Source organism: Streptomyces sp. NPDC029152 (assembly GCF_055564355.1).
The window spans coordinates 23,213-47,288 of the sequence record NZ_JBVHWR010000021.1; the positions used below are offsets into that span (position 1 = coordinate 23,213).

The 24,076-nt window shown below is 71.5% G+C and carries 23 protein-coding genes, 1 pseudogene and 2 riboswitches; of the genes and pseudogenes, 16 read left to right on the top strand and 8 right to left on the bottom strand.

Features of this window, described 5'->3' with window-relative positions; translation table 11 throughout:
* Positions 1-82 precede the first annotated feature (82 nt).
* From ACZ4V6_RS31060 to ACZ4V6_RS31080, 5 genes are all read left to right on the top strand, one after another.
* Entirely contained in the window at positions 83-850 is a 768-nt protein-coding gene (locus tag ACZ4V6_RS31060) for an enoyl-CoA hydratase/isomerase family protein (RefSeq protein ID WP_467833861.1), read from the top strand.
* 274 nt (positions 851-1,124) lie between these two features.
* On the top strand, positions 1,125-1,628 hold the full coding sequence (locus ACZ4V6_RS31065) for an ATP-binding protein (RefSeq protein ID WP_467833862.1): 504 nt from the start codon (positions 1,125-1,127) through the stop codon (positions 1,626-1,628).
* Between the two features lie 241 nt (positions 1,629-1,869).
* The gene (locus ACZ4V6_RS31070; RefSeq protein WP_467833863.1) at positions 1,870-2,667 is read left to right on the top strand and encodes a polysaccharide deacetylase family protein; all 798 of its coding nucleotides are present in this window, start codon (positions 1,870-1,872) and stop codon (positions 2,665-2,667) included.
* The gene (locus tag ACZ4V6_RS31075) at positions 2,667-3,848 is read left to right on the top strand and encodes a YVTN family beta-propeller repeat protein (RefSeq protein ID WP_467833865.1); all 1,182 of its coding nucleotides are present in this window, start codon (positions 2,667-2,669) and stop codon (positions 3,846-3,848) included. The genes ACZ4V6_RS31070 and ACZ4V6_RS31075 overlap by 1 nt, the downstream gene beginning before the upstream one ends.
* Before the next feature lie 79 nt (positions 3,849-3,927).
* A complete protein-coding gene (locus ACZ4V6_RS31080) occupies positions 3,928-4,539 on the top strand; it encodes an ADP-ribosyltransferase (RefSeq protein WP_467833867.1) in 612 nt (203 codons plus the stop codon).
* Here the strand turns inward: ACZ4V6_RS31080 and ACZ4V6_RS31085 are convergent.
* Complete coding sequence (locus ACZ4V6_RS31085) at positions 4,493-5,197, bottom strand: GNAT family N-acetyltransferase (protein WP_467833869.1); 705 nt, start codon at positions 5,195-5,197, stop codon at positions 4,493-4,495. The genes ACZ4V6_RS31080 and ACZ4V6_RS31085 overlap by 47 nt on opposite strands.
* A gap of 46 nt (positions 5,198-5,243) precedes the next feature.
* Here ACZ4V6_RS31085 and ACZ4V6_RS31090 point away from each other — a divergent pair, with 46 nt between their 5' ends.
* From ACZ4V6_RS31090 to ACZ4V6_RS31100, 3 genes and pseudogenes are all read left to right on the top strand, one after another.
* On the top strand, positions 5,244-6,158 hold the full coding sequence (locus ACZ4V6_RS31090; RefSeq protein ID WP_467833870.1) for a helix-turn-helix domain-containing protein: 915 nt from the start codon (positions 5,244-5,246) through the stop codon (positions 6,156-6,158).
* A 59-nt stretch (positions 6,159-6,217) separates the two neighbouring features.
* Entirely contained in the window at positions 6,218-6,430 is a 213-nt protein-coding gene (locus tag ACZ4V6_RS31095; RefSeq protein ID WP_077799447.1) for an EF-hand domain-containing protein, read from the top strand.
* 157 nt (positions 6,431-6,587) lie between these two features.
* Positions 6,588-7,274, top strand: a pseudogene (locus ACZ4V6_RS31100) (NADPH-dependent F420 reductase); the annotation flags it as partial.
* A gap of 8 nt (positions 7,275-7,282) precedes the next feature.
* Here ACZ4V6_RS31100 and ACZ4V6_RS31105 read toward each other — a convergent pair.
* The 7 genes from ACZ4V6_RS31105 to gcvT form a co-directional block, all read right to left on the bottom strand.
* Positions 7,283-7,840 carry a glycoside hydrolase family 25 protein gene (locus ACZ4V6_RS31105; protein WP_467833872.1) on the bottom strand — a complete coding sequence of 186 codons (558 nt, stop codon included), beginning with the start codon at positions 7,838-7,840 and terminating at the stop codon, positions 7,283-7,285.
* A 129-nt stretch (positions 7,841-7,969) separates the two neighbouring features.
* The gene (locus tag ACZ4V6_RS31110) at positions 7,970-9,388 is read right to left on the bottom strand and encodes an MFS transporter (protein WP_467833873.1); all 1,419 of its coding nucleotides are present in this window, start codon (positions 9,386-9,388) and stop codon (positions 7,970-7,972) included.
* A gap of 172 nt (positions 9,389-9,560) precedes the next feature.
* On the bottom strand, positions 9,561-9,956 hold the full coding sequence (locus ACZ4V6_RS31115) for a hypothetical protein (protein WP_467833875.1): 396 nt from the start codon (positions 9,954-9,956) through the stop codon (positions 9,561-9,563).
* 291 nt (positions 9,957-10,247) lie between these two features.
* Entirely contained in the window at positions 10,248-11,615 is a 1,368-nt protein-coding gene (locus ACZ4V6_RS31120; RefSeq protein ID WP_467833877.1) for an L-serine ammonia-lyase, read from the bottom strand.
* Between the two features lie 92 nt (positions 11,616-11,707).
* Positions 11,708-12,970, bottom strand: coding sequence for a serine hydroxymethyltransferase (gene glyA / locus ACZ4V6_RS31125; protein WP_467833878.1), 1,263 nt, complete (start codon positions 12,968-12,970; stop codon positions 11,708-11,710).
* Positions 12,971-12,984: 14 nt separating this feature from the next.
* The gene (gene gcvH, locus ACZ4V6_RS31130) at positions 12,985-13,362 is read right to left on the bottom strand and encodes a glycine cleavage system protein GcvH (protein ID WP_239763002.1); all 378 of its coding nucleotides are present in this window, start codon (positions 13,360-13,362) and stop codon (positions 12,985-12,987) included.
* Between the two features lie 113 nt (positions 13,363-13,475).
* Positions 13,476-14,594: a glycine cleavage system aminomethyltransferase GcvT gene (gcvT, locus tag ACZ4V6_RS31135; RefSeq protein ID WP_467833879.1), complete on the bottom strand. Its 1,119-nt coding sequence runs from the start codon at positions 14,592-14,594 to the stop codon at positions 13,476-13,478.
* Positions 14,595-14,637: 43 nt separating this feature from the next.
* Positions 14,638-14,754: riboswitch (glycine riboswitch) on the bottom strand.
* Positions 14,755-14,848, bottom strand: a riboswitch (glycine riboswitch).
* 179 nt (positions 14,849-15,027) lie between these two features.
* Here gcvT and ACZ4V6_RS31140 point away from each other — a divergent pair.
* The 8 genes from ACZ4V6_RS31140 to ACZ4V6_RS31175 form a co-directional block, all read left to right on the top strand.
* Positions 15,028-15,693: an AAA family ATPase gene (locus tag ACZ4V6_RS31140; protein WP_467833880.1), complete on the top strand. Its 666-nt coding sequence runs from the start codon at positions 15,028-15,030 to the stop codon at positions 15,691-15,693.
* Positions 15,694-15,774: 81 nt separating this feature from the next.
* On the top strand, positions 15,775-16,578 hold the full coding sequence (locus ACZ4V6_RS31145; protein ID WP_467833882.1) for an enhanced serine sensitivity protein SseB: 804 nt from the start codon (positions 15,775-15,777) through the stop codon (positions 16,576-16,578).
* Positions 16,579-16,770: 192 nt separating this feature from the next.
* Positions 16,771-17,556, top strand: coding sequence for an enhanced serine sensitivity protein SseB C-terminal domain-containing protein (locus tag ACZ4V6_RS31150; RefSeq protein WP_467833884.1), 786 nt, complete (start codon positions 16,771-16,773; stop codon positions 17,554-17,556).
* A 356-nt stretch (positions 17,557-17,912) separates the two neighbouring features.
* Positions 17,913-18,911 carry an ABC transporter permease gene (locus tag ACZ4V6_RS31155; RefSeq protein ID WP_467833885.1) on the top strand — a complete coding sequence of 333 codons (999 nt, stop codon included), beginning with the start codon at positions 17,913-17,915 and terminating at the stop codon, positions 18,909-18,911.
* A 59-nt stretch (positions 18,912-18,970) separates the two neighbouring features.
* Positions 18,971-20,722, top strand: coding sequence for an ABC transporter substrate-binding protein (locus ACZ4V6_RS31160; RefSeq protein WP_467833887.1), 1,752 nt, complete (start codon positions 18,971-18,973; stop codon positions 20,720-20,722).
* 69 nt (positions 20,723-20,791) lie between these two features.
* Positions 20,792-21,799, top strand: a complete 1,008-nt coding sequence (locus ACZ4V6_RS31165; protein ID WP_467833888.1) for an ABC transporter permease — start codon at positions 20,792-20,794, stop codon at positions 21,797-21,799.
* The gene (locus tag ACZ4V6_RS31170; RefSeq protein ID WP_467833890.1) at positions 21,796-22,893 is read left to right on the top strand and encodes an ABC transporter ATP-binding protein; all 1,098 of its coding nucleotides are present in this window, start codon (positions 21,796-21,798) and stop codon (positions 22,891-22,893) included. Before ACZ4V6_RS31165 ends, ACZ4V6_RS31170 begins: the two co-directional genes overlap by 4 nt.
* A partial coding sequence (locus ACZ4V6_RS31175; RefSeq protein WP_467833892.1) for an ABC transporter ATP-binding protein occupies positions 22,890-24,076 on the top strand: 1,187 nt, incomplete at its 3' end. The genes ACZ4V6_RS31170 and ACZ4V6_RS31175, both read left to right, overlap by 4 nt.

A 24,076-nucleotide genomic window follows, 5' to 3' on the forward strand; every position in this document is an offset into this window, starting at 1 on the left:
CGAGCCGCGTACGGCCCCGGTGCCCTCGATGTGAGGTACGGCACCGGGGCCGCAGCCGTTAACCCCCGCTAACCTGCGGAGCATGACCGTACATCTCGAAGTCGCGGACGGCGTCGGCACGCTGCGCCTGGACCGCCCGCCCATGAACGCGCTGGACGTCGCCACGCAGGACCGGCTGAAGGAGCTCGCCGAGGAGGCCACGCGGCGCGAGGACGTGCGCGCCGTGGTGATCCACGGCGGCGAGAAGGTGTTCGCGGCAGGCGCGGACATCAAGGAGATGCAGGTGATGGACCACGCGGCGATGATCGTGCGCGCCCGTGCCCTGCAGGAGTCCTTCACCGCGGTGGCCCGCATCCCCAAGCCGGTCGTCGCCGCCGTGACGGGCTACGCGCTGGGCGGCGGCTGCGAACTCGCCCTCTGCGCCGACTTCCGCATCGCCGCGGACAACGCCAGGTTCGGCCAGCCCGAGATCCTGCTCGGCCTGATCCCGGGCGCGGGCGGCACCCAGCGCCTGTCCCGGCTGGTCGGCCCCTCCAAGGCCAAGGACCTGATCTTCACCGGCCGCCAGGTGAAGGCCGACGAGGCGCTGGCGATCGGCCTGGCGGACCGCGTGGTGCCCGCCGCCGAGGTCTACGAGCAGGCGCACGCCTGGGCCGCCCGTCTCGCCAAGGGACCCGCGATCGCGCTGCGCGCGGCGAAGGAGGCGATCGACACCGGCCTGGAGACGGACATCGAGACCGGCCTCGCCGTCGAACGGAACTGGTTCGCGGGCCTGTTCGCCACCGAGGACCGCGAACGCGGCATGCGCAGCTTCGTGGAGGAGGGCCCCGGAAAGGCGAAGTTCGTCTGAGCACCGGGACCGTGCGCCGTCATCGGCGCGGTGTCTGATCCAGGATCCCTCGACGGGGCGGTTCGTGGCAGTCTTGGCGCACCGGTGAGCGCGCCTTGTCGAGGGAGCCCGACGCCGGTCTCCGGCCGGACGGTTCGTGCAGGTCAACAACGCTGTTTGCAGTCCCGAACTGCCCCTGGCACATGCCACACGCCCCTCGTGGCGCTCCGGCTTTGCTCCGGCGCATTCACCGGGAACGGCCCCGGAGCCCACCGAAGGCAGCCATGATGGGGGCATGGCGGGGCTGGAGGGTACGGAACAGCCGCGGGGAGCCGGACGTGCGACCGCGGCGCGCTGGTCGCCGGCGGTCGAGGACGAACACGCGCTCAGGGCGCTGGAGCTGTTCGGCGATCCGACGGAGCGCGAGGTCCGGTTACCGTCCCGGCCCGAGTCCGCCGCCACCGCCCGCCGGCTGGCCCAGGTGGTGGCGCTGCGCCGGTGGAAGGTGTCCCCCAAGGTGACGGAGGACACCGTCCTGCTCGTCTCCGAACTGGTGGGCAACGCCGTGCGGCACACCGGCGCCCGCGCCTTCGGCCTCCACATGCGCCGCCGCCCCGGCTGGATCCGCGTCGAGGTGCGCGATCCCTCCAGGGGACTGCCCTGCCTGATGCCGGTCCAGGAGACGGACGTCAGCGGACGCGGACTCTTCCTGGTCGACAAGCTGTCCGACCGCTGGGGAGTGGATCTGCTGCCGCGCGGGAAGACCACCTGGTTCGAGATGCGGGTGACGGACCGCTGAGGCCGGCGCCCCGTCCCGCACCTCGCCGGCCCGCGCCGCACCCGCCGGACCGCACCGCACCCGCCGCCCCGTCCCGCACCTCGCTGGCCGCGCCCGCCGGCCCGCGCCGCGCCCGCCGGCCCGCGCCGCGCCCGCCGGCCCGCGCCGCGCCCGCCGGCCCGCACCGCGTCGCCTCCCGGGAGACCGGCCGCCGTTCGGACGAATCACCCGTTTCCGGACGTGACGCGCCTTAAATGGTGCGGTGACCACGACCGACCGCCGAACCGCACTGGCGGCGTGCGCCGGACTCTTCGCCGCGGGAGCGCTGACCACCGGATGCGGCACGAAGGGCGCCACCGCCCACCCCGCCGCACACCCCTCCGCCTCCGCACCGTCCCCGCCCCGCACGCCCGGCGTGGCCACCGTGCTCACGGCGCCCGCTCCCCGCCGCTTCCCCGGCCGCCCCGTCCAGATCGCCCACGGCCCCCGCGACCGCCCCCGCGTCGCCCTCACCTTCCACGGCCAGGGCGACCCCGCCACCGCCCGCGCGATCCTGACCGAGGCCGAACGGCACGGCGCCCGCGTCACCGTACTGGCCGTCGGCACCTGGCTGGACGCCCACCCGGAACTGGCCCGCCGCATCCTCGACGGCGGCCACGACCTCGGCAACCACACCCAGCACCACCTGGACGTCAACGCCATGACCGAGGCGGAGGCGTACGCCGAGATCACCGACTGCGCCCGGCGCCTGAAGCGCCTCACCGGCTCCGTCGGCACCTGGTTCCGGCCCTCCCGCGCCGCCCGCGCCTCCCCGCTCGTCGAACGGCTGGCCGTCCGCGCCGGCTACCCGCACGTCCTGTCCTACGACGTCGACCCCCTCGACTTCACCTCGCCCGGCGCCCCCGCCGTCGCCCGCTCCGTGCTCGGCGCGGTCCGCGGCGGGTCCGTGGTGAGCCTGCACTTCGGCTACGCGGACACGGTCGCCGCGCTCCCCGCCGTACTGGAAGAACTCGACCGCCGCGGACTGCGCGCGGTGACCACCACGGAGCTGATCGGCTGATGCACGCCAGAACCCTCACCCGCACCCTGATCGCGGGCCTCGCCCTCGCCGCACTCGCCGCCTGCGGCGACGGACGGCAGCAGCCCGGCGGGACACCCCCGGGCACCCGTGCCGCCAAGGCCTCCCCCGCCGAGCGGAAGCCCGCCGTCGACGGCCTGCCCGGCATGCCGCCCGTCCTCGACCCGAAGGACGTCTACGCCGCCGACCGCCCGGACAAGCTCTCCCCGGCGGTCAAGGGCTTCCCCTCCCGGGTCTACGTCCCCAACACCGAGTCCGACACGGTCACGGTCATCGACCCGAAGACCTACGAGGTCGTCGACACCATCCCGGTCGGCCGGCAGCCCCAGCACGTGGTGCCGTCCTGGGACCTGAAGACCCTGTGGGTCAACAACAACCGGGGCCACACCCTCACCCCCATCGACCCGGAGACGGGCAGGGCGGGCGCGCCGGTCGACGTCCACGACCCGTACAACCTGTACTTCACGCCCGACGGCAGGTACGCCGTCGTCATGGCCTCCCTCGACCGGGAACTGGTCTTCCGCGACCCGCACACCATGAAGGTGAAGAAGACCGTCCCCGTCACCTGCTACGGCGTCAACCACGCCGACTTCTCCCTCGACGGGCGCTACTTCGTCGTCTCCTGCGAGTTCAGCGGCGAACTGCTCAAGGTCGACACCCGGAAGATGGAGGTCGTCGCCCAGCAGAAGCTGCCCCTCGACGGCGCGATGCCGCAGGACGTCAAGATCTCACCCGACGGCAGGAGGTTCTACATCGCCGACATGAAGGCCGACGGCATGTGGGTGCTCGACGGCGACGCGTTCACCACCCCCACCCTCCTGCCCACCGGCAAGGGCGCCCACGGCCTCTACGTCGGCCGCGACTCCCGCGAGATGTACGTCTCCAACCGGGGCGAGGGCACCGTCTCCGTCTTCGACTTCACCGAGAACAAGCTCACCAGGAAGTGGCGCCTGCCCGACGGCGGCAGCCCCGACATGGGCGGTGTCTCCGCCGACGGCAAGGTCCTGTGGCTCTCCGGCCGCTACGACGCCGAGGTGTACGCCATCGACACCCGCACCGGCGGACAACTGGCCCGGATCAAGGTCGGCAACGGCCCGCACGGCCTCGCCGTCTACCCGCAGCCCGGCCGCTACTCGCTCGGCCACACCGGCATCTTCCGCTGACGGCAAGGGGATTCGGCCAACACGCCGCCATCGGGTGATGATCCGCGGGCCACCGCCGCGGAGCCGGGATCGTACCCGCATGATCACCACTCGTCTGCGGCGCCGGGCCGCCGCCGCCGTCCTGTCCGCCTCCGCGGTCCTCGCCACCTCCGCCGCCGCCGTCCCCGGCGCGGCGGCCCCGGCGGCGGCACCCGCGAAGGCCGCCCCCGCCTGCCCCCGGTTCGACGACAAGCTCGAGGCCGCCGCCGACCGGGGCGTCGACGTCGACCGCATCACCCCCGAACCGGTCTGGCGCACCACCTGCGGCACCCTCTACCGCAGCGACAGCAGGGGCCCGCAGGTCGTCTTCGAGGAGGGCTTCCACGCCAAGGACGTCGAGAACGGCCAGTACGACGTCGAGAAGTACGTCCTGGTCAACCAGCCCTCGCCGTACGTGTCGACGACCTACGACCACGACCTGTACAAGACCTGGTACAAGTCCGGCTACAACTACTACATCGACGCGCCCGGCGGCATCGACGTCAACAAGACCATCGGCGACACCCACAGGTGGGCCGACCAGGTCGAGGTCGCCTTCCCCGGCGGCATCCAGCGGCGGTACGTCATCGGCGTCTGCCCGGTCGACAAGCAGACCAGGACCGAGATCATGAGCGGGTGCGAGAGCAACCCGCACTACGAGCCCTGGCACTGACCGCCCGGCCCTTTGGCCCCCCGGGCAGGAGGAACAGGGCCTCCGACCCCACCGGCCGGTAGCCCGCCGCCTGGAACGCCCGCAGACTGCGGGCGTTCCCCGGCGACACCTGGGCCCACACCGGCTCGCCCCCGGCCAGCTGCCGCGCCGCCGTCACCAGCCGCCGCCCCAGCCCTCGGTGCCGCGCGTCCTCCGCCACCTCCACCGCGACCTCCAGCCGCCCGGCGACCCCGCGCCCCAGCACGAGCACCCCGCCGTCCGCCGCCCACACCCGTACGTCGTCGCGCCGCCGTCGCGCGGAGACCACCCGCGGATGCCCGGGATCGACGACCTCCGTCAGGGCGAGCGGCGGGCGCCCCGCGAGCGGCGCCCCGGTCAGCAGCACGTCGACCGTGTCGGTCGTCCGCCCGGTCCGCTCCATGAGGGCCGCCAGGAACCGCGCGTGCATCGTCGCGGCGAGCGGGTCGCACTCCAGGGAGTCCAGCGCCTCGCGCACCCACCCCTCGTCCTCGTCCGTGAAGACGACCGAGTGCGCCGTGAAGGCGATGACGCCCGCGTCCCGCGGACCGGGCTGCGCGACCACCGTCGTCCCGCCGTCCGGCGGGGGGAAGACACCCCGTGCCGCCGCGTCCAGGATCTCCCGCAGGCTCTCCGTCACCGTGCTCCTTGAGTCTCCACCCACTGGAGGGCCCAGACTCCCAGACATGACCGACGACGGCACCGGACTCATGACCATCGGCGAGCTGGCGCGGGCCACCGGACTGACCGTGCGCACCATCCGCTACTGGTCCGACGAGGGCGCCCTGCCCCCGGTGACCCGCTCCGCCGGCGGCTACCGCCTCTACGACGCCGCGTCCGTCGCCCGCCTGGAGCTGATCCGCACCCTGCGCGAACTGGGCCTCGGCCTGGACGCCGTACACCGGGTCCTGTCCGGCGAGACGACGGTCGCGCAGGTCGCGGCGGCACACGTGAGCGCGCTGGACGCGCAGATCGCGTCGCTGAAGGTGACCCGCGCGGTGCTGTCGTCCGTGGCGCGACGCGGCTCGACCGCGAAGGAGACGACCCTGATGAACAGACTGGCGCGACTGTCCGCCGCCGAACGCGGGCGGATCGTCGACGACTTCATGACGGAGCTCTTCGACGGGATCGACACGGCGGACCCCGACGTCCGCCGCCGGCTGCGGTTCACGGCGGCCACGCTGCCCGACGACCCGACGCCGGAGCAGGTGGACGCCTGGGTGGAACTGGCCGAGCTGATCCAGGACCCCGGCTTCCGGGCGCTGATGCGCTCGATGGTGGAGTTCAACGCGGCCGACCGGGGGCCGGACGTCCCCGCCGGCACCTCCATGTGGTTCGTCAGCCGTCTCGTGCGGCTCGCGGGCGACGCGCTGCGCCGGGGCGTCGCCCCTGATGCGCCCGGGGCCGGGGACGTCCTGCGCCCGCTGCTCGGCGACGCCGACCCCGCCGCCGTCCTGGAACGCCTGACCGCGATGACGGACAGCCGGGTCGGCCGGTACCGGGAACTGTCGGCCGCCGTGAGCGGTCTGGGGCCCCAGCCGACGTACGAGGAGGAGTTCGGGTGGGTGGTCGCCGCGCTGGAGGCCCGGACGGGCAGCTAATCTGACCTGCGTCAGTGGCGTGCGACAGCACGGCCGGAGCACGGATGAGGGGCTGATCGGTGGCGGACATCGAGGAAGCGCGCAAGCAGTTCGAGCGGATCGATACGGACGGTGACGGGTTCATCACCGCTGCCGAGTTCAAGACCGCGCTGGCCCAGGGCGGTGACTGGAACGTCACCGAGTCGGTGGCCGAGGCGATCATCGCCGGCCGCGACCTCAACGGCGACAAGATGCTGTCGTTCGACGAGTTCTGGGCGCACCTCAACAAGTAGGCGACGCCCGAGGGGGCGCCCGTCCGGACCTCCGGCGGGCGCCCCCTCGTCATGCCGCCCCCCGGGTGAATGCCGGGCGGCGCCGGAATAGCCCGCGGCGCCCGGAGGTTGCCGCCGATCACCGGCGCGGTGGACGCGCCGGACCCGTAGGACACGACCTCCGGAAGGCCAGGCGAGTCGGACCATGAAGATCGGCATCATCGGCGCGGGCAACATCGGCGGCAACCTCACCCGGCGGCTGACCGCCCTCGGGCACGACGTCTCCGTCGCCAACTCCCGCGGCCCGCACACCCTCACCGCGCTGGCCGAGGAGACCGGGGCGACCCCCGTACCGGTCGGGGAGGCGGCGCGCGGCGCGGAGATCGTGGTCGTCACGATCCCCCTCAGGGCGATCCCCGACCTGCCCTCCGGCGTCCTGGACGGGGCCGCCGACGACGTCGCGGTCATCGACACCGGCAACTACTACCCGCAGCGCGACGGCCGGATCGCCGGCATCGAGGACGAGGGCCTCACCGAGAGCCGCTGGACCGAACGTCACCTCGGCCACCCGGTGGTCAAGGCCTTCAACGGCACCTACGCCCAGGACATCCTGGACCGCCCGCGCCCGGCCGGCGACCCCGACCGCATGGCGCTCCCGGTGGCCGGCGACGACGAGGCGGCCAAGGCGAAGGTCCGGTCCCTGATCGACGAGCTCGGCTTCGACACCGTGGACGCCGGCGGCGTCGACGACTCCTGGCGCCAGCAGCCCGGCACCCCGGTGTACGGCCTGCGCGCGGGCGTGGACGACGTCACCGGGGCACTGGCTCAGGCGTCCCCGGAACGCCCCGCGGACTTCCGGGGCTGACGGCCCGCTCAGGCGCCCCGCGCCCACTCCTCCAGCGCGGTCCTGCTCGCGAAGTCGGCCACGTTCGTGTCGACCGGGTCGTCGGTGTACTGGTGGAAGCGCCACTCGGCCTCGATGCGCGGTTCGCCCGCCGTCACGTAGTCGGCGATCCAGAGGCCGTCGCCGGCGTACGAGGTGGTGTCGACCTCGAGCCAGAAATGACGGTTGCAGTACAGGATCACCCGGTTGTCGGGCCGCAGCTCCTTCAGCTTCCGGATGAAGCGGTCCTTCTCGGCGTTGCTCGCACGGGTGCCCTCGCCGGTCGTCTCCCAGTCGACGGCGAGGACGTCGCCCTTCCTCTCCGGGGCCTTGGACAGGAAGTACTCGGCCTGGGCGGTCAGGTTGCCCGGCCACAGGAAGTGGTAGAAGCCGACGACGAGCCCGGCGTCGCGCGCCCGGTCCGTCTGGGCCGCGAGTCTGGGACTCACGTACGAACGGCCCTCCGTCGCCTTGATGAAGACGAAGGAGAGGCCGTCCGTGTCGTAGCTGGAGGACTGGTAGGCGCTCACGTCGATGCCGCGCAGCATGAGGACTCCCTCGGATGCCGGTGGGGCTGAAGTTCCCCGGGGGCGGAGGTTGTGGTTATGCCCGGGATCGACGGCCGTACGCCGGGCGTGAAGGCGCTCGGCGTACGGTGCTGGTGCGCGCCGGTCGGATCAGGAGGCGGACGAGGCGACCGGGGCCGCCCGCGTGCCGTCGTGGTCCGCGGCGGTGGCCTCGCCCTCGTCCAGGGAGACGTCCTTGGTCTCCTTGCCGAGCAGCAGTGCGATCAGCGTCAGCACCGCCATCGCCGACAGGTAGACGCCGACCAGCCACGGCGAGCCGTCACCGGTCTCCCACAGCGCCACCGCGATGAACGGCGCGACGGCCGCCCCGAGGATCGAACTGACGTTGTACGAGATGCCCGAACCGGTGTAGCGCACGCTGGTCGGGAAGAGCTCGGGCAGCAGCGCGCCCATCGGGCCGAACGTCATGCCCATCAGCGTGAAGCCGAGCACGAGCCACAGCACCACGCCGAGCGTGCCCAGGTCGATCAGCGGCACCCAGACCAGGCCGAAGACCACGATCGCGGCGGTGATCCAGATCAGGGTGGTGCGCCGGCCGTACTTGTCGGCGAGCGGGCCGGAGACCAGGGTGAACGCGGCGAAGAACAGCACGCCGAAGATCATCATCAGGACGAAGGTGGTGTAGCTGTACCCGAGGCCGGGCACGGCGGCGTCCTCGGCGGTGCGTCCGTAGCTCAGCGAGAACGTGGTCATCAGGTAGAAGAGCACGTACGTCGCCAGCATGATGAAGGTGCCCAGGATCAGCTGCTTCCAGTGGCCCCGGACCACGGTGGCCAGCGGCAGCTTCCGCACCTTCCCGGTCTCCTGGGTCTTGGTGAACACGGCCGACTCCACGAGCCGCGAGCGCACCCACAGGCCGATGGCGACCATCACGGCGGAGAACAGGAACGGGATCCGCCAGCCCCAGCTGGTGAAGGCCTCGGAGGGCTGTGTGGGGTCGGCGCCGGCCGCGGACGGCAGCAGGGCCCCGATGATCAGGAACAGGCCGTTGCCGATGATGAAGCCGAGCGGGGCGCCCAGCTGCGGGAAGGTGCCGTACAGGGCGCGCTTGCCCTTGGGCGCGTTCTCGGTGGCGACCAGGGCGGCGCCGCTCCACTCGCCGCCGAGCGCGAAGCCCTGCGCGAGCCGCATCAGCACGAGCAGCGCGGTGGCGGCCCAGCCGGCCTGCGCGTAGGTGGGCAGCGCGCCGATGAGGAAGGTGGCGATGCCCATGGTGAGGAGCGAGATCACCAGCGTCTTCTTGCGGCCCAGCCGGTCGCCGAGGTGCCCGAAGAAGACGGCCCCGATCGGGCGGGCGACCATCGCGGCGCCGAAGACCGCGAAGGACGACAGCAGTGCCGTGGTCGGGTCGCTGTTCGGGAAGAAGAGCGCGGGGAAGACCAGTACGGCGGCGGTCGCGTAGATGTAGAAGTCGTAGAACTCGATCGTCGTGCCGATGAGGCTGGCGATGAGGACACGGGACCGCGGATTGACGGGTGCCTCGGCTGGACCGGTGGTGGATGCGGGCATGGCTCGGTCTTTCACGCGTGGAACATGTGTGTGAGCTGCAACGATCTCAGGACGTCTTGCCTGACGGAAAGTCCGTGCCACGATGTGAGACGCAGGGGCGCCCGGGGGAGCGGGCGGCCCGGCAGGGCCCGGCCCGCTCGGTCCGGGGAGGCCGAAGGGACCCGGGGCGGCGTTACAGCCCGGCGTGCCGCAGCAGGAGCGCCAGGTCGGCGTCCTTCACGCGGGTGATCCCTTGCGGGTGCCGGTTGGTCAGCATGTGCAGCGGGACGGGGTCGCGGTTCAGCCGGCGTGTCGCCGCTGGGCTGAGCGTCGCCCGGACGCGCCACGGCTGACGGGGGTTCCCGGCCGCCTCGAACGGCTCGTCCTCGATCTCGGCCACCGCGGCGACCTCCCGCACCGGACTGGCGAAGTAGATCCACAGGCGGTCGCCCGCGGCCATCCGCCGCCACCTGGACAGGCACCACTCCCGGCGGGGCTCGGTCTCGGCGAGTTCCAGCATGTGGCTCTTGGCGGACGATCCGCCGTCCGGGGTGGTCTCCGCGGGCTTGACGATGAACAGCCAGTCCACGCACGAACCTCCGCTCGTACCGTGCTTCCCCGCGCCGTGCCCGGCGCGGTCTCCTTCGTGCTGCCCCGTCCGGGGGCCGCCACACCGGGCCCCGCGCACCTTCCGCCGCCGCTTCCCGCGCCGCCGCCCGGTCACGGCCACGGGCCGGGCGGCCCTGGCGGGGCCGGACGAAGAGGCGCCGGCGGCCGGGAGGGGAGGCGCCGGCGGCCGGGAGGGGAGGCGCCGGCGGCCGGGAGGGGAGGTCTCCCGGCTCCTCGCACGGCGTCACGGCGCCGGCCGGGGCCCGCGGCCTCAGCACTCGATGATGTTGACCGCCAGTCCGCCCCGCGCCGTCTCCTTGTACTTCACCGACATGTCGGCGCCCGTCTCCTTCATGGTCTTGATGACCTTGTCGAGGGACACCTTGTGCGAGCCGTCGCCGCGCATCGCCATCCGGGCCGCCGTGACCGCCTTCACCGCGGCCATGCCGTTGCGCTCGATGCACGGGATCTGGACGAGGCCGCCCACGGGGTCGCAGGTGAGGCCCAGGTTGTGCTCCATGCCGATCTCGGCGGCGTTCTCGACCTGCTCGGGGCTGCCGCCCAGCACCTCGGCGAGCGCGCCCGCCGCCATGGAGCAGGCGGAGCCGACCTCGCCCTGGCAGCCGACCTCGGCGCCGGAGATGGAGGCGTTCTCCTTGAAGAGCATGCCGATCGCGCCGGCCGCCAGGAGGAAGCGGACCACGCCCTCCTCGTCGGCGCCGGGGACGAAGTTCACGTAGTAGTGCAGGACCGCCGGGATGATGCCCGCCGCCCCGTTCGTCGGCGCCGTGACGACCCGGCCGCCGGCCGCGTTCTCCTCGTTCACGGCCATCGCGTAGAGCGTGATCCACTCCATGGCGAGCGCCTGCGGGTCGCCCTCGGAGCGCAGCTTGCGCGCGGTGTTCGCGGCGCGGCGGCGGACCTTCAGGCCGCCCGGCAGGATGCCCTCCCGTGACATGCCGCGGTCCACGCACGCCCGCATCACGCGCCAGATCTCCAGCAGACCCTCGCGGATCTCCTCCTCCGAGCGCCACGCCCGCTCGTTCTCCAGCATCAGCGCGGAGATCGACAGGCCCGTCTCCCGGGTCAGGCGCAGCAGCTCGTCACCGGTGCGGAAGGGGTACTTCAGTACGGTGTCGTCGAGCTTGATGCGGTCCGCGCCCACCGCGTCCTCGTCCACGACGAAGCCGCCGCCGACCGAGTAGTACGTCTTCGAGAGCACCTCCGTGCCCGCCGCGTCGTACGCCCACAGCGTCATGCCGTTGGCGTGGTACGGGAGGGCCTTGCGGCGGTGCAGGACCATGTCGTCGTCGTAGGAGAAGGGGATCTCGCGCTCGCCGAGGAGGCGGATGCGGCTCGAGGCCCTGATCGTCTCGACGCGGTCGTCCGCCGTCTCCACGTCCACCGTGCGCGGCGAGGCGCCCTCCAGGCCGAGCAGCACCGCCTTGGGCGTGCCGTGGCCGTGGCCGGTGGCGCCGAGCGAGCCGTACAGCTCGGCCCGGACCGAGGCCACCGAGTCCAGCAGTTCCTCGTTGCGCAGGCGCCGGGCGAACATGCGCGCCGCGCGCATCGGGCCGACCGTGTGCGAGCTCGACGGGCCGATGCCGATCGAGAACAGGTCGAAGACCGAGATGGCCACGGGAACTCCTCAATACGGGGGTGGTGCAGGAGGGGGGTGGGGCGCCGGGCCCGCTTGTGGCCGGCCCGGCGCCCCTCGTGCGGTACTGCCGGTTACTTGTCCAGACCCGGGTACAGCGGGTGCTTGTCGGCCAGGGCCTTCACCCGGGCCTTGAGGGCCTCCGCGTCGTAGGACGGCTTCAGCGCCTCGGCGATCACGTCCGCGACCTCGGCGAAGTCCTCGGCCGTGAAGCCGCGGGTCGCCAGGGCCGGCGTGCCGATGCGCAGACCGGAGGTCACCATCGGCGGGCGCGGGTCGTTCGGGACGGCGTTGCGGTTGACGGTGATGCCGACCTCGTGGAGGCGGTCCTCGGCCTGCTGGCCGTCCAGCTCCGAGTCACGCAGGTCCACGAGGACCAGGTGGACGTCGGTGCCGCCGGTCAGGACGGAGACGCCCGCCGCCTTCGCGTCGTCCTTCACCAGGCGCTCGGCCAGGATCCGGGCGCCTTCCAGCGTACGACGCTGGCGCTCCTTGAAGTCCTCGCTCGCCGCGACCTTGAAGGCGACGGCCTTGGCGGCCACCACGTGCTCCAGCGGGCCGCCCTGCTGACCGGGGAAGACGGCGGAGTTGATCTTCTTGGCCAGCTCGGCCGTGGAGAGGATCACACCGCCGCGCGGGCCGCCCAGCGTCTTGTGGGTGGTGGTGGTCACCACGTGGGCGTGCGGAACCGGGTTCGGGTGCAGGCCCGCCGCGACCAGACCGGCGAAGTGCGCCATGTCGACCATCAGGTACGCGCCGACCTCGTCCGCGATCCGGCGGAACGCGGCGAAGTCGAGCTGCCGCGGGTAGGCCGACCAGCCGGCCACGATCAGCTTCGGCTTGTTCTCCTTGGCGAGGCGCTCCACCTCGGCCATGTCGACCTGGCCGTCGTCGCCCACGTGGTAGGCGACGACGTCGTAGAGCTTGCCGGAGAAGTTGATCTTCATGCCGTGGGTCAGGTGCCCGCCGTGGGCGAGGTTCAGACCCATGATCGTGTCGCCGGGCTTGAGCAGGGCGAACATCGCCGCCGCGTTGGCCTGGGCGCCCGAGTGCGGCTGCACGTTGGCGTGCTCGGCGCCGAAGAGCGCCTTGACCCGGTCGATGGCGATCTGCTCGACCACGTCGACGTGCTCGCAGCCGCCGTAGTAGCGGCGGCCGGGGTAGCCCTCGGCGTACTTGTTGGTGAGGACCGAGCCCTGCGCCTCCATGACCGCGACGGGCGCGAAGTTCTCGGAGGCGATCATCTCGAGGGTGGACTGCTGGCGGTGCAGCTCGGCGTCGACGGCGGCGGCGACGTCGGGGTCGAGCTCGTGCAGGGGGGTGTTCAGAAGCGACATGCGTCCGTGTCTCCTCAGGCGCCGGCGAATTCGGTGTACTCGTCGGCGGAGAGCAGGTCGCCCGGCTCCTCGCTGACGCGCACCTTGAACAGCCAGCCGCCCTCGAAGGGCGCGGTGTTCACCAGCGACGGGTCGCTGACGACGTCCTCGTTGACCTCGGTGACCTCGCCGGAGACGGGGGAGTACAGGTCGGAGACCGACTTGGTCGACTCCAGTTCGCCGCAGGTCTCGCCCGCGGACACGGTGGCGCCGACCTCGGGGAGCTGGACGAAGACGACGTCACCGAGCGCGTTGGCCGCGTGCTCCGTGATGCCGACCGTCGAGACGCCGTCCTCGGCGCCCGACAGCCACTCGTGCTCCTTGCTGTAGCGCAGCTGCTGGGGGTTGCTCATGGCCTGAATTCTCCTGTACGCGGGACAGTGCTGATGACGGGGGGACTGCTGGGACCACTGGTGGGCGGCGCGGGCCGGGCGGGGGCGACGAAGGGCCCCCGCGCGCCCGGTGTCTACTTCTGGCGCTTGTAGAAAGGCAGCGCCACGACCTCGTACGGCTCGTGGGTGCCCCGGATGTCCACGCCGACCCCGGCGGTGCCCGCGGCCGCGTGGGCGGCGTCGACGTACGCCATGGCGATCGGCTTGCCCAGCGTGGGGGAGGGGGCGCCGGAGGTGACCTCGCCGACCACCTCGCCGCCGGCGACGACCGCGTACCCGGCGCGCGGGACGCGGCGGCCCTCGGCGACCAGGCCGACCAGGACGCGGGGCGGGTTCGCCTCGGCCCGGGAAGCGGCCTGCTCGAGCGCCGCGCGGCCCACGAAGTCGCCCTCCTTCTCGAACTTCACCACCCGGCCGAGCCCGGCGTCGAAGGGCGTCAGCTCCGTCGTCAGCTCGTGCCCGTACAGCGGCATGCCCGCCTCCAGGCGGAGCGTGTCCCGGCAGGACAGGCCGCACGGGACCAGCCCTGCGCCCTCGCCCGCCTCGGTCAGCGCCTGCCACAGCCGGACGGCGTGCTCCGGCTTCACGAACAGCTCGAAGCCGTCCTCGCCGGTGTACCCGGTGCGCGCGATGAGCGCCGGGACGCCGGCGACCGTGCCGGGCAGGCCCGCGTAGTACTTCAGGCCGTCCAGGTCGGCGTCGGTGAGCGAGGCGAGGATGCCCGGGGACTCGGGGCCCTGCACGGCCAGCAGCGCGTAGGCGTCGCGGTCGTCGCGGACCTCGGCGTCGAAGCCGGCGGCCCGCTCGGTGAGCGCGTCCAGCACCACCTGGGCGTTGGAGGCGTTGGCGACCACCATGTACTCGGTCTCGCCCAGGCGGTAGACGATCAGGTCGTCCAGGATGCCGCCGTCCTCGCGGCAGATCATGGTGTAGCGGGCACGGCCCGGCTTCACGCTGCCGATGTTCCCGACCAGCGCGAAGTCCAGCAGGTCGGCGGCGCGCGGGCCGGTGACGGTGATCTCGCCCATGTGGGAGAGGTCGAAGAGACCGGCCCGGGTGCGCACCGCGACGTGCTCGTCGCGCTCGGAGCCGTAGCGCAGGGGCATGTCCCAGCCGGCGAAGTCGGTCATGGTCGCGCCCAGCGCGCGATGCGTGGCATCCAGCGCGGTACGGCGGAGTTCGGTACTGCTCATCGGTCGGTCGTCTCCCAGGACAGGACGGCACGGGCGAGGTCGGTCCTCCCCATCTGTCATCGGAACCTGAGAGGTTCGCCGTGACCACCGGAGTGCGGCGGTCAGGACTTGCACCTTGGGTGGGGCAGCCGTGGAGCGGCGGCCCGCTTTTCAGATGTGCCTCGCCCGCGCGGTAACGGTGCCTGAGAGATTCAAGGGAGGGACTTGCTCCTTCGGCGCCCCGGCGCGGCCGGGGACTCTCCCGCGCGGATTCAAACGGCCGGTATGCAGTTGGCGCCGCCATCATTGCACGCCGGGCCTGTTCGTGGCAGACCGTGATCTGTAACCGGCTCGTGGCAGTAAGCGCACGAAAACGCGAGACCGCCGCATTACCTTCTCTTTACACTCGACGGGGACGGGAACTCGTGAACCGCCCCAGGGGAGGACGATCACGGTGAACAGGACCACGGCTTGCGCAACGACCTCGGGCATCGCACTGCCGAAGCGGCCCGCCCCGGCCGGGGAGGCGCGTGCCGGACTGCCCGCACCCGTCGTCCGCGACCTGCGCGACCGCGACGGCCGCGGCCCGCGCGCCCTGCTCTTCGGGCCCCGCGACCTGGTGGTGGTCACCGGCCTGCCCGGCAGCGGCAAGTCCACCCTGATGCGGCGCACCGTGCGCGGCCTGCGCATCGACTCCCAGGACGCCCGCGACCGCTGGGACCGCCGCGTGCCGCGCCTCCTCCCCTACGCCCTCTACCGGCCCCTCGTGCGCCTCGCCCACTACGCCGGGCTGCGCCGCGCCCTGCGCTCCGGCCGGGGCGTCGTCGTGCACGACTGCGGCACGCAGACCTGGGTGCGCGGCTGGCTGGCCCGCGAGGCCCGCCGCCGCGGCGGCGCCCTGCACCTGCTGCTCCTCGACGTCGGCGCCGACGACGCCCTGGCCGGGCAGCGCGAGCGCGGCCGGGGCGTCTCGCGGTACGCCTTCCTGCGGCACCGCGCGGCGACCGCCCGGCTGCTGGCCTCCGTGACCGAGGGCAGCCTGCCGGCCGGCTGCGCCTCGGCGGTCGTCCTGGACCGGGCGGCGGCCGACGCGCTGCACCGGATCGCCTTCACGGGCTGAGGTGACGGTCCGTGGGCCGGTGGGGCCGAACGGGTTAGCCTTTTCAGCCACAGCAGCGGTACCCAGGCAGGCGGTAGGCAGATGGACTTCCCAGCGGACTTCCCGGCGGACCTCTCACCGGAGTTCCCGGCGCCGGCGCATCCCCACCCGCACGGCGGATGGCCCGGCAACGAACTGGAGGAGGTCCTGTCGGCCTCCCTCGGCGTGCCGGGCGCGGGCGGCCGGATCGTGGAGGTGCTCGGCCGCAGCTTCGTCTGGGTCCCGCTGCCCAACGGCGGCGGCCCGGACACCGGCCCCCTCGACCTGCCCACGATGGAGATCGACGGCCAGGCCCACGTGCCGGTGTTCAGCTCCGAGGAGCAGCTCCGCCGGGCCGCCGGCCCCCACATGGGGTACACCGTCGCCCCCGCCGTCGAGTTCGCCCGCGGCCTGCCCCCGCAGGTCGGCATCGCCGTGAACCCGGACGGCGTGGTCGGCGTCCCGCTGCCGCCGGCCGCCGTGGCCGAGCTGTGCCGGGCCGGACGCACCCCGCTGGACGGGGCCGCGTCCGGCGGCCGGGTCCGCCTGTTCGAACCCGACTGGCAGGACGACCCGGTCGACTTCCTGGCCGCGGCCCGCGCCGAGTTCACCGCCGTCGGCGTCGTCCGCACCGCCCGCCGCTGCCTGGCCGCCGTCGAGACCGCCGACCCGGTGATGTTCGTCGGCGTGGAGCTGTCCCACTGGGAGGGCGACGCCCGCGCGCTCCCGCTGGACGCCCTCGGCCGCGCCCTCGGCGCGGTCCCGGTCAGGTGGCCGGTCAACCTGGTCCTCCTGGAAGCGGTCCAGGACCCGGTCTGCGACTGGATGCGGTCACACGTACGCCCCTTCTACGACCGGGACGTGTGAACCCCGGACGGGGAGCGCCCCCGAAGCGGCGGGGATCGTGACACCTGCGGCTCCGCCGCGCGGGCGCGACCGGCCACGAGGCCCCCGCACCCGCCGGCGGACAACACCCCCCGGAACTCCGGAGCCACCGCCGCGGGGGGAGCCCTAAGCTGGGTCCACGACAGGAGACGGTTCTCGAAGGGTCGGTAAAAGGTGAGCGCGAGCGGTACCGCCGCGACCGGGCAGGTCGAGCACATGCTGCGCCAGGTGACGCCCGGGCGCTACGACGCCTACGAGGCCCTGCTGCGCGCGCTCGCCACCCCCGCCACCGGCCAGGTCTGGATGCTGCTGTGGCACGGCCAGGCCGGCTCCCCGGACGCCCAGTACGGGAACATGGAGGTCGGTGGCTACGGCTACGCGCCCTGCGTCACCTCCGCCCAGGAGCTCTCCGCCAGCGGCTGGAACCGGTCGTACGAGGTGGTCGACGGCCTGGAAGTGGCCCGCGCCCTCTATCCGGACCACTACGGTCTCTGGCTCAACCCGCACGCCCCCGGCGGTGGCGTCGGCATCCCCTGGCCCGACCTGCGCCGCATCGCCTCCGGCCTGGACCGCCAGCCCGCCGGCCCCTTGCGCCTGTCCGAACCGGCCATCGAGATCCCGCAGTTCTACGCCCTGCTCGCGCAGAACGCCCACCGCACCCCGGCGGTCCGCGCACTGCGCCGCGCCTGGGTGCAGCCGTCGCTGGGCGCGCCCTACCTCGCCATCGGCCTGGACGTGTACGACACGTCGCCGCCGGCCGTGGACGCGGTGCGCGCGATGATGCAGCAGTCCGTCGGCGCGGTGCCGGAGGGGCTGCCGGTGTCGACGGTGGCGATGACCGACGCGCACGACCCGGTCGCCCTGTGGCTGCGCGCCAACGCCCGCCCCTTCTACGACCGCGAGGCCCACGCGGCCCCCGCCGCCGGGTACGGCTACCCGCCGGCCCGCGGCGGCTACTGACGGGGCGACGGACCCCCGCCGGCCGTGTCGACGGCGTTCCGCGTCCTTCACACGACGGACACACTTCTTCGCGCGTAGATGACGGCGGATGGTCGCGAAGATCGTCGATTCCGCTGTTGTGTCCCAACTGTCCTTCGTTCGAAGGCTGTTACCCACTGTTCGGATAACGGAATCCCTAGCAGTGCATCACGGTTGCGCATACTTTCCCAGCCAGACCTGGCGGGTGATCGTGACGACGCTGAAGACTCCCGAGAAAGACACGGATCGTTCGATCCCGTGATCGAGAGCAAGTCGACAAAGCCGTAATCCACGGCGGGCGTAGGCCGGTCACCGCCGGCGAGAGGGGTCGGGTCACTGTGACCGCACCGATCGAGACCACCGGGGCGCAAGCCGAGGCACAGCCCGAGGCTGTCCTCGCCGGTGCCGAGAAGGGGCAGATCGAGGGCCGTTCCCTGGGACAGATCGCCTGGTCCCGCTTCAAGAAGGACAAGGTGGCCATGGCCGGCGGGGTCATCGTGATCCTGCTGGTCCTCCTCGCGGTCCTCTCCCGCCCCCTCCAGGCGCTCTTCGGCCTGGACCCCAACGCCCTCAACCAGGACCTGATCGACCCCAACACCTCGCTGCCCAAGGGTGACTTCGGCGGCATGAGCTGGGACCACCCGCTCGGTGTGGAGCCCAAGTTCGGCCGGGACATCGCCACCCGCATCCTGGAGGGCTCCTGGGTCTCGCTGGTCGTCGCCTTCGGCGCCACGATCCTGTCCAACACGATCGGCGCGGTCCTCGGCGTCGTCGCCGGCTACTACGGCGGACGCGTCGACGCGATCATCAGCCGGCTGATGGACACCTTCCTGGCCTTCCCCCTCCTGCTGTTCGCGATCGCCATCTCGGCGACCCTGCAGGGCGGCGCCTTCGGACTGGAGGGCCTGCCGCTGCACATCGTGGTGCTGGTCTTCGTGATCGGCTTCTTCAACTGGCCCTATCTGGGGCGCATCGTCCGGGGCCAGACGCTGGCCCTGAGGGAACGGGAGTTCGTCGACGCCTCGCGCGGGATGGGGGCCAAGGGCCCGTACATCCTCTTCCGGGAGCTGCTGCCGAACCTCGTGGGGCCGATCATCGTCTACTCGACGCTGCTCATCCCGACCAACATCATCTTCGAGGCGTCCCTGAGCTTCCTCGGCGTCGGCATCCAGCCCCCGCAGGCCTCGTGGGGCGGCATGATCAACGACGCGGTCGAGTACTACCAGGTCGACCCCCAGTACATGATCGTTCCCGGCCTCGCCATCTTCGTGACCGTCCTGGCGTTCAACCTGCTCGGCGACGGTCTTCGTGACGCTCTCGACCCGCGCAGCCGCTGACCCGCGGCTGCCACGGGGGCACCAAGGATTTGCCAACAATGGAGGGGAAGCAGACCATCATGCGAAGGTCAGCGCTGGCCGCGGTCGCGGCCATCGGCAGTGCGAGCTTGCTGCTGTCGGCTTGCAGCAAGGCCGATGACAACTCGGACAACAACGGAAAGAAGTCGGCTGAGGCCAACGCCGCGACCAAGGGTGTCGTCAACGCCTCCACCCAGAAGGGCGGGACGGTCACGTACGAGTACTCGGACGTCCCGGACTCCTTCGACCCCGGCAACACGTACTACGCGTACATGTACAACCTCAGCCGGCTGTACGCCCGCCCGCTGATGACCTTCCAGCCCGGCGCGGGCGAAGAGGGCAACAAGCTGGTCCCGGACCTCGCCGAGAGCAAGGGCGTGCCGAGCGACGGCGGCAAGACCTGGACGTACAAGCTGCGTGCGGGCCTGAAGTACGAGGACGGCACCCCGATCACCTCGAAGGACGTCAAGTACGCCGTCGAGCGGTCCAACTTCGCGCGTGACGTGCTCTCCCTCGGCCCGAACTACTTCCAGCAGTTCATGGAGGGCGGCGACAAGTACAAGGGCCCCTACAAGGACAAGAGCCCCGAGGGCCTGAAGTCCATCGAGACGCCGGACGACACCACGATCGTCTTCCACCTCAACCGTTCGTTCCAGGAGTTCGACTACCTGGTCGCGACGCCGCAGACGGCTCCGGTGCCCAAGGCCAAGGACAAGGGCATCGACTACGTCAAGAACATCGTGTCCTCCGGCTCGTACAAGTTCGAGAGCTACGAGGAGGGCAAGCAGGCCGTCCTCGTCCGCAACGAGAACTGGGACCCGAAGACGGACCCGCTGCGCAAGCAGTACCCGGACAAGGTCGTCGTCAAGCTCAAGGTCAACCCCGAGACGATCGACCAGGACGTCCAGGCCGGCACCGCGATCGACCTCGGCGGCACGGGCGTCCAGGCCGCGACGCAGGCGAAGGTCGTCAACAACGCCGACCTGAAGGCCAACACCGACAACACCTACGGTGGCCGCCTCGTCTACATGGCGATCAACACCCAGGTCGCCCCGTTCGACAAGCTCGAGTGCCGCAAGGCCGTCGAGTACGCCGTCGACAAGGTCTCCGTGCAGACCGCCCTGGGCGGCCCGATCCGCGGTGAGATCGCGACCACCGTCCTGCCGCCGGACATCACCGGCTACCAGAAGGCGGACACCTACCCGACCGCCGGCAACAAGGGCGACGTCGCCAAGGCCAAGGAGCAGCTGAAGGCCTGCGGCAAGACGGCCATCACCACCAACATCTCGGCGCGCAGCGACCGCCCGCAGGAGGTCGACGCGGCCACCGCGATCATCGCCTCGCTGAAGAAGGTCGGCATCAACGCCAGCCTGAAGCAGTACCCGTCGGGCAAGTACTTCACCGACTACATCGGTGTGCCGGAGTTCAACAAGAAGCAGAACATCGGTCTGCACATGATGCAGTGGGGCGCCGACTGGCCGTCCGGCTACGGCTTCCTCCAGCAGATCCTCAACGGTGGAGCGATCGGCCCGTCCGGCAACACCAACATCTCGTACCTGAACGACAAGCAGATCAACGAGACGCTCGGCAAGGCCATCGCCACCGAGGACGACACCGAGCGCAACTCGCTGTACGGCCAGATCGACAAGCGTGCGATGGAGCAGGCCGCCCTCGTCCCGCTGACCTACTTCAAGGTCCTGCTGTACCGCCCGACCACCTTCACCAACCTGGTGTCCACGGCGGCGTTCAGCGGTCAGTACGACTACCTCAACATCGGCACGACCAAGAAGTAGCCCCGGAAGGCAGGTGAAGGCATTGGTGCCCGCGGGCTTCGCGGCCCGCGGGCACCAGCGCCGGTCCCCGTGATCTCGTACATCCTCCGTCGGACGTTCGCGGCAGTGATCCTGCTGCTGGTCGTCACCGCGGTCACCTTCGCGATCTTCTTCCTGTTGCCGCGGCTCGCCGGTCAGACCGCCGACCAGCTCGCGCAGCAGTACATCGGAAAGAGCCCGACGAAGGCGGACATCCTCGCGGTCAAGCAGAACCTCGGTCTGGACCAGCCCCTGTACGTCCAGTACTGGCACTTCATCAAGGGGATCGTCAGCGGCGCCACCTACAACCTGGGCCCCACGACGGCGAACTGCAACGCGCCCTGCTTCGGCTACTCCTTCAAGACCCACGTCGAGGTGTGGCCGCAGCTCACCTCGCGTCTCCCGGTGACCCTCTCGCTGGCCGGCGGTGCCGCCGTGCTGTGGCTGGTCTCCGGTGTCCTGATCGGCGTGGTCTCCGCACTCAAGCCCCGCAGCGTCTTCGACCGCACCTTCATGGGCGTGGCGCTCGCCGGCGTCTCCCTGCCCATGTTCTTCACCGGCAACCTGCTGCTCCTGCTGTTCACCTTCCAGTGGCCCATCTTCGGCCGCACCTACGTGCCGCTCACCGAGAACCCGGCCCAGTGGGCCAACACGCTCTTCCCGGCCTGGTGCTCCCTGGCGCTGCTGTACTCCGCCATCTACGCCCGGCTCACCCGTTCGGGCATGCTGGAGACGATGAACGAGGACTTCATCCGCACGGCCCGCGCCAAGGGCCTGCGGGAACGCAGGGTCGTGGCCCGGCACGGCCTCCGGGCCGCGCTGACACCGATCATCACCGTCTTCGGCATGGACCTCGGCCTGCTGCTCGGCGGTGCCGTGATCACCGAGAAGGTGTTCTCGCTGCCCGGCATCGGCCAGTACGCGGTGCAGGGCATCACCGACAACGACCTCCCCCCGATCCTCGGCGTCACCCTGCTCGCAGCCTTCTTCGTCGTGATCGCCAATCTCCTGGTGGACCTGCTGTACGCCGCCGCCGACCCACGCGTGAGGCTCTCGTGACCGAACTCTCCAAGACCGGGGCCGCCGTGGGTGAGCCCACGACCCCGCCCTCGGACGCGCCCGACGCGTTCCTCGCGGTCCGCGACCTCAAGGTGCACTTCCCCACCGACGACGGCCTGGTGAAGTCCGTCGACGGGCTCAGCTTCCAGGTGGAGAAGGGCAAGACCCTCTGCATCGTCGGCGAGTCGGGATCCGGCAAGTCCGTCACCTCGCTGGCGATCATGGGCCTGCACCGGCTCGGCTCGCGCGGCAAGAACGTGCGGATGTCCGGCGAGATCTGGCTGGGCGGCAAGGAGCTCGTCTCCGCCGACCCGGACGAGGTGCGCCGGCTGCGCGGCCGCGAGATGGCGATGATCTTCCAGGACCCGCTGTCCGCGATGCACCCGTACTACACGATCGGCAGCCAGATCGTGGAGGCGTACCGGGTCCACCACGACGTCAACAAGAAGACCGCGCGCAAGCGGGCGATCGAGATGCTCGACCGGGTCGGCATCCCCGAGCCCGGCAAGCGCGTCGACAACTACCCGCACGAGTTCTCCGGCGGCATGCGCCAGCGCGCGATGATCGCCATGGCGCTGGTCAACAACCCCGAGCTGCTCATCGCGGACGAGCCGACGACCGCCCTGGACGTGACCGTCCAGGCGCAGATCCTCGACCTCGTCCGGGACCTGCAGAAGGAGTTCGGCTCCGCGGTCGTCCTCATCACCCACGACCTCGGCGTGGTCGCCGAGATCGCCGACGACGTCCTGGTGATGTACGGCGGCCGGTGCGTGGAGCGCGGTTCGGTCGACGACGTCTTCGAGCGGCCGCAGCACCCGTACACCTGGGGTCTGCTCGGCTCGATGCCGCGCGTCGACCGCGAGACCTCCGAGCGGCTCATCCCCGTCAAGGGCTCGCCGCCGAGCCTGATCAACGTCCCCTCGGGCTGCGCCTTCCACCCCCGCTGCCCGTACGCTGACGTCCCCAAGGGGGACGTCACCCGTACCGTGCGCCCGGAGCTCCAGCCGGTCGGCAGCGGACACTTCTCCGCCTGCCACCTCTCGCCGGAGGACCGCACGCGGATCTGGACCGAAGAGATTGCGCCGAAGCTGTGAGTGAGACCAAGAAGACGGACGCGACGACGGTCCCGGCCCAGGCCACCGCTCCCGAGGAGCGCGAGGTGCTGCTCAAGGTCGAGGGCCTGCAGAAGCACTTCCCGATCCGCAAGGGCCTCCTGCGGCGCCAGACCGGTGCGGTCAAGGCCGTCGACGGCATCGACTTCGAGGTGCGCAAGGGCGAGACCCTCGGTGTGGTCGGCGAGTCGGGCTGCGGCAAGTCGACCATGGGCCGGGTCATCACCCGGCTCCAGGACCCGACGGGCGGCTCGATCCACTTCGAGGGCAAGGACATCACGCGGCTGAACACGGCCGGGATGCGTCCGCTGCGGCGGGACATCCAGATGATCTTCCAGGACCCGTACGGTTCGCTGAACCCGCGCCACACCATCGGCGGCATCGTCTCGGCGCCGTTCCGCCTCCAGGGCGTGGAGCCCGAGGGCGGGGTGAAGAAGGAGGTCCAGCGGCTCCTGGAGCTGGTGGGCCTGAGCCCCGAGCACTACAACCGCTACCCGCACGAGTTCTCCGGCGGCCAGCGCCAGCGCATCGGCATCGCCCGCGCGCTCGCCCTGAAGCCGAAGCTGGTCGTCGCGGACGAGCCCGTCTCCGCGCTGGACGTCTCCATCCAGGCGCAGGTCGTCAACCTCATGGACGACCTCCAGCAGGAGCTCGGCCTGACGTACGTGATCATCGCGCACGACCTGTCCGTCGTCCGGCACGTCTCGGACCGGATCGCGGTGATGTACCTCGGCAAGATCGTCGAGCTCGCCGACCGCACCTCGCTGTACGAGGCGCCCATGCACCCGTACACCAAGGCCCTGCTGTCGGCCGTGCCGGTGCCGGACCCGAAGCGCCGGGGCGCCAAGAGCGAGCGCATCCTGCTCCGCGGCGACGTGCCCTCGCCGATCGCCCCGCCGAGCGGCTGCCGCTTCCACACCCGGTGCTGGAAGGCGACGCAGATCTGCAAGACCACCGAGCCGCCGCTGAAGGAGCTGCGGCCGGGCCAGCGGGTGGCCTGCCACCACCCGGAGAACTTCGAGGACCAGGCACCGCAGGACGTCGTCCTGCTGACCGCCGCCAAGGAGGCGGCGGAGACGGTCTCGGAGGATGCCCTGGCGAAGTCCGCGCAGACCTCGGCGGCGGTGGCCGCGGAGACGGAGAGCGCGGAGAGCGCGGGGACCGA

Excerpts from the sequence above, each read along its gene's own strand:
- ACZ4V6_RS31060 (WP_467833861.1), top strand. The coding sequence starts at position 83 with ATGACCGTACATCTCGAAGTCGCGGACGGCGTCGGCACGCTGCGCCTG.
- ACZ4V6_RS31065 (WP_467833862.1), top strand. The coding sequence starts at position 1,125 with ATGGCGGGGCTGGAGGGTACGGAACAGCCGCGGGGAGCCGGACGTGCG.
- ACZ4V6_RS31075 (WP_467833865.1), top strand. The coding sequence starts at position 2,667 with ATGCACGCCAGAACCCTCACCCGCACCCTGATCGCGGGCCTCGCCCTC.
- ACZ4V6_RS31080 (WP_467833867.1), top strand. The coding sequence starts at position 3,928 with ATGATCACCACTCGTCTGCGGCGCCGGGCCGCCGCCGCCGTCCTGTCC.
- ACZ4V6_RS31090 (WP_467833870.1), top strand. The coding sequence starts at position 5,244 with ATGACCGACGACGGCACCGGACTCATGACCATCGGCGAGCTGGCGCGG.
- ACZ4V6_RS31105 (WP_467833872.1), bottom strand. The coding sequence starts at position 7,840 with ATGCTGCGCGGCATCGACGTGAGCGCCTACCAGTCCTCCAGCTACGAC.
- ACZ4V6_RS31110 (WP_467833873.1), bottom strand. The coding sequence starts at position 9,388 with ATGCCCGCATCCACCACCGGTCCAGCCGAGGCACCCGTCAATCCGCGG.
- glyA (WP_467833878.1), bottom strand. The coding sequence starts at position 12,970 with ATGTCGCTTCTGAACACCCCCCTGCACGAGCTCGACCCCGACGTCGCC.
- gcvH (WP_239763002.1), bottom strand. The coding sequence starts at position 13,362 with ATGAGCAACCCCCAGCAGCTGCGCTACAGCAAGGAGCACGAGTGGCTG.
- gcvT (WP_467833879.1), bottom strand. The coding sequence starts at position 14,594 with ATGAGCAGTACCGAACTCCGCCGTACCGCGCTGGATGCCACGCATCGC.
- ACZ4V6_RS31145 (WP_467833882.1), top strand. The coding sequence starts at position 15,775 with ATGGACTTCCCAGCGGACTTCCCGGCGGACCTCTCACCGGAGTTCCCG.
- ACZ4V6_RS31160 (WP_467833887.1), top strand. The coding sequence starts at position 18,971 with ATGCGAAGGTCAGCGCTGGCCGCGGTCGCGGCCATCGGCAGTGCGAGC.